The organism is Streptomyces ureilyticus, from assembly GCF_011045025.1.
Classification (GTDB): domain Bacteria; phylum Actinomycetota; class Actinomycetes; order Streptomycetales; family Streptomycetaceae; genus Streptomyces; species Streptomyces ureilyticus.
Genome location: NZ_JAAKZX010000372.1, coordinates 1 through 4,442 on the forward strand (window position 1 = coordinate 1; position 4,442 = coordinate 4,442).

Sequence of the window (4,442 nt, forward strand, 5' to 3'; positions counted from 1 at the left end):
GTGCCGGATCTGGGTCATGCCGGGGTGTGGGGTCTGGTGCGGTCGGCGCAGACGGAGAATCCGGGCCGGTTCGTTCTGGTGGATGTGGAGGACGCGGCCGGCGTGGCCGATGTGTTGCCTGCGGTGCTGGCCAGTGGTGAGCCGCAGGTGGTGGTGCGGGACGGTCAGGTGCTGGGGGCTCGTTTGGTGGCGGCGGGTTCGGGTGCTGGTGGGGTGCTGGTGCCTCCGGTGGGGGTGCCGTGGCGGCTGGACGTGTCGCGTCCGGGGGCGCTTGAGCATCTGGCGTTGTTGCCGTGTGAGGAGTTGTCGGCGCCGTTGGGGCCGGGTGAGGTGCGGATCGCGGTGCGGGCGGCGGGGGTGAACTTCCGTGATGTGCTGCTTGCCCTGGACATGTATCCGGAGCGCACGCCCATGGGCCGTGAGGCTGCGGGAGTGGTCACCGAGGTCGGTGCGGAGGTGACCGACCTGGCCCCGGGAGACCGGGTGATGGGCATGTTCCTGGGAGCTTTCGGGCCCACGGCTGTCTGCGATCGCCGTGCTGTCGTACCCGTCCCTGAGGGTTGGTCGTTCGAGCAGGCGGCGTCGGTTCCGGTGGCGTTTGTGACGGCGTATTACGGCTTGGTGGATCTGGCGGGGGTGCGGGCCGGGGAGTCGGTGCTGGTGCATGCGGCGGCTGGTGGTGTGGGGACGGCGGCGGTGCAGTTGGCCCGGCATCTGGGGGCCGAGGTGTTCGGTACGGCGAGTGCCGGTAAGTGGGATGCGTTGCGGCTTGCGGGATTGGGTGAGGGGCGGATCGCGTCGTCGCGGACGGTGGAGTTCGAGCGGGAGTTTCTGGCTGCCACGGCGGGGCGGGGGGTGGATGTGGTGCTGGACAGTCTGGCGGGTGAGTTCGTGGATGCCTCGCTGCGGTTGCTGTCGCGGGGAGGCCGGTTCATCGAGATGGGCAAGGCCGACATCCGCGATCCGCAGCAGGTCGCCGCCGACCACCCGGGCGTCACCTACCAGGCGTTCGATCTCGTTGACGCGGGGCTGGATCGTTTCCAGGAGATCCTGACGGAGATCGTGGGTCTGTTCGGGCGGGGGGTGCTGACGCCGCTTCCGGTGACGTCGTGGGATGTACGCCGCGCACCGGAGGCGTTCCGGTGGATGAGCCAGGCCCGGCATGTGGGGAAGATCGTCCTGACCATGCCGCGGGTGTGGGACCGGGACGGCACGGTGCTGATCACCGGTGGCACGGGGACGCTGGGCGGGCTGGTGGCCCGGCATCTGGTGACCGGCCACGGAATGCGGCATCTGGTGCTGGCAGGCCGCCGTGGAATGGAGGCCCCAAGGGCCAAGGAACTGCTGAGTGAGCTGGAGGAGTTGGGGGCGGAAGTCTCCGTCGTAGCGTGTGATGTGGCGGACGGGGATGCGGTCAGAGGGCTGGTTGCCGGGATCGGGGCGGAGCATCCGCTCACCGCGGTGGTGCATACGGCCGGTGTCCTGGCGGATGCGACGATCCCCGCCCTCACGCGCGAGGATCTGGATGCCGTGCTACGGGCCAAGGTCGACGCGGTGGTGCACCTGCATGAGGCGACGCGCGATCTCGACCTTGCGGGGTTTGTGCTGTTCTCGTCGGCGTCGGGGGTGCTGGGCAGTCCGGGGCAGGGCAATTACGCGGCGGCGAACTCCTTCCTGGACGCGTTCGCGCACGACCGCAGGGCGGCAGGCCTTCCCGCCCTCTCACTCGCCTGGGGCCTGTGGGCACAAACCAGCGACATGACAGCTCGACTCGGCGGAGACGATCGGGAGCGGTTCGCCCGTTCCGGTCTGGCCCCGATCCCGAACGAACAGGCACTTGCGTTCTTCGACGCCTCCCTGGCCGACGACAGGCCGCTGCTGGTGCCGATCCGGTTGGACCAGGCCGGGTTGCGTTCCCAAGCCGCCTCGGGCGCCCTGCCCCCGCTGCTGAGCGGACTGGTCCGTACCCCGGTCCGGCGTGGCGCGAACACGGGTGTCGCAGCCGAGGGACCGTCCCTCGCCCAGCGGCTGAGCGCCATGCCCGAGACCGACCACAAACGCGTCGTCGAGGAGATCGTGCGCGGGAATCTCGCCGCTGTTCTGGGACACGCCTCGCCCGCGGAGATCGCCCCCGACAGCTCGTTCCAGGACCTGGGCATCGACTCACTCACCGCCGTGGAACTGCGCAACCGGCTCAAGGGCGCCACCGGCCTGCGCCTGTCGGGATCCCTCATCTTCGACTACCCCAGCCCCGAATCCCTGGTCGGACACATACTGGACGAACTGTCCGTGGAGATCGACAGCGCAGGCCGTGGCGCGACCGGAGCCGATTCCGACGACGCGGCCATCTGGCGGACCATCACCTCGATTCCACTCACCCGCATCCGGGAAGCCGGTGTCCTGGAGACGCTGCTGCGGCTCGCAGAACCCGGCGGCGAGGCAGAGACCACCGCAGGTGAAGCGGAAGGCACGTCCATCGCTTCGATGGACGTGGACGATCTCGTCCGGATCGCACTCGGAGAGAGCAACACACCCGCAGACATGGAAGGGACGAACGCGTGATGGCCGCATCCTCTGAAAAGGTAGTCGAGGCACTGCGGGCGTCACTGATCGAGAACGAACGTCTACGCAAACAGAACCAAGAGCTGACGACCGCGCAGCGTGAGCCCATAGCCATCGTGAGCATGGCCTGTCGTTTCCCTGGCGGCGCAGACTCCCCCGAGGCGCTGTGGCGCCTCGTCGCCGAAGAAGGCGATGCCGTATCCGGCCTGCCCGCGAACCGTGGCTGGGACCTGGAATCGCTGTACGACCCGGACCCGGAGGCGCAGGGCAAGAGCTACGTACGTGAGGGAGCGTTCCTCTACGACGCCGCCGAATTCGACGGTGAACTGTTCGGAATCTCTCCCAACGAGGCACTGGCGATGGATCCGCAGCAGCGGCTGCTGATGGAGACATCGTGGGAAGTCCTGGAAAGGGCCGGGATTCCTCCGAAGTCCCTACGGGGCAGGCCCGTCGGGGTCTTCATCGGCGGCATTACGACGGACTACGTGACCCGGCACTACGCGGGCGGAGCGCCAAACGTTCCACCGGGCGTCGAGAGCCACTTCATGACGGGCAGTTCGGGCAGCGTGTTGTCGGGCCGCATCGCCTACACATACGGCTTCGAAGGGCCGGCGGTGACGGTCGACACGGCGTGCTCCTCGTCGCTGACCGCACTCCACGCGGCCGCTCACTCGCTACGACAGGGTGAGTGCACCCTGGCGATCGCCGGCGGTGTCGCTGTGCTGGCCAACCCCGGCACCTTCGTCGGCTTCAGCCGACAGCAAGGCCTGTCTCCGGACGGGCGGTGCAAGGCGTTCTCGGCGGACGCTGATGGTGTCGGCTGGGGCGAGGGCGCCGGGCTGATCCTGCTGGAGCGACTCTCGGATGCCCGGCGGAACGGGCATCAGGTGCTGGCGGTGATCCGCGGCAGTGCGGTGAACCAGGACGGGGCCAGCAACGGGCTTACGGCGCCGAATGGGCCGTCGCAGCAGCGGGTGATCCGCGCTGCGCTTGCCAGTGCGCGCCTTGATGCCGGGGACGTGGATGTGGTGGAGGCACACGGTACGGGGACGACGCTGGGGGATCCGATTGAGGCGCAGGCGTTGCTGGCGACCTATGGCCAAGGACGGCCGGAGGGGCGGCCGTTGTGGCTGGGGTCGGTGAAGTCGAATATCGCGCATACGCAGGCGGCGGCGGGTGTGGCGGGTGTGATCAAGATGGTGTTGGCGCTGGGGCAGGGGGTGTTGCCGCGGACGTTGCATGCGGAGGAGGCGTCGCCGCATGTGGACTGGTCGGCGGGTGCGGTGGAGTTGCTGACCGAGGCGCGGCAGTGGCCGCGGGTGGAGGGCCGGCCGCGTCGGGCGGGGGTGTCGTCGTTCGGCATCAGCGGGACCAACGCGCACGTGATCGTCGAGGAGGCCCCGCAGACCGAGGCCGAGGGTCGGGGGGAGCCGGTCCCGGGTGTGGTGGTGCCGTGGGTGATATCGGGGCGTAGTGCTGGGGCTTTGGTGGCGCAGGCGGGGCGGCTGGCGGAGTACGTCCAGGCCCGGCCGGAGCTGAGTCCGGTGGATGTGGGCTGGTCGCTGGCCACGGCGCGGTCGGTGTTGGAGCACCGGGCGGTGGTGCTGGGGGCCGGCGGGGACCGGGATGAGCTGCTGGCCGGGCTGCGGGCGTTGACTGCGGGCACGCCGTCGGTGGCGGCGGCCGTGGGCAAGGACCCCAGAGGGTCGATCAAGCATCGGCTCGATCTCGCTTCGCTGGGGCCCTTGCCCACGGTCCTGGTCGGCTTCGGGGTGGTGGTCGGGGTCCCAGCCGAGGGTGAAGGCGCCGATGCCGGTGATGGCGTAGACGGCTTGGCCGGTGTCGAAGTCGGCGAATTCGGTCGCCTCGAGGGCCGGTCC

2 protein-coding genes are annotated in these 4,442 nt (G+C 69.4%); both read left to right on the forward strand.

Translation table 11 applies throughout. From position 1 onward, the window contains the following. Positions 1-2,562, forward strand: a 2,562-nt coding sequence (locus G6048_RS46855) for a type I polyketide synthase (protein ID WP_165345712.1), incomplete at its 5' end; no start/stop codon positions are given. After that, the coding region (locus G6048_RS46860) for a type I polyketide synthase (RefSeq protein ID WP_165345713.1) at positions 2,562-4,442 on the forward strand (1,881 nt) is incomplete at its 3' end. The genes G6048_RS46855 and G6048_RS46860, both read left to right, overlap by 1 nt.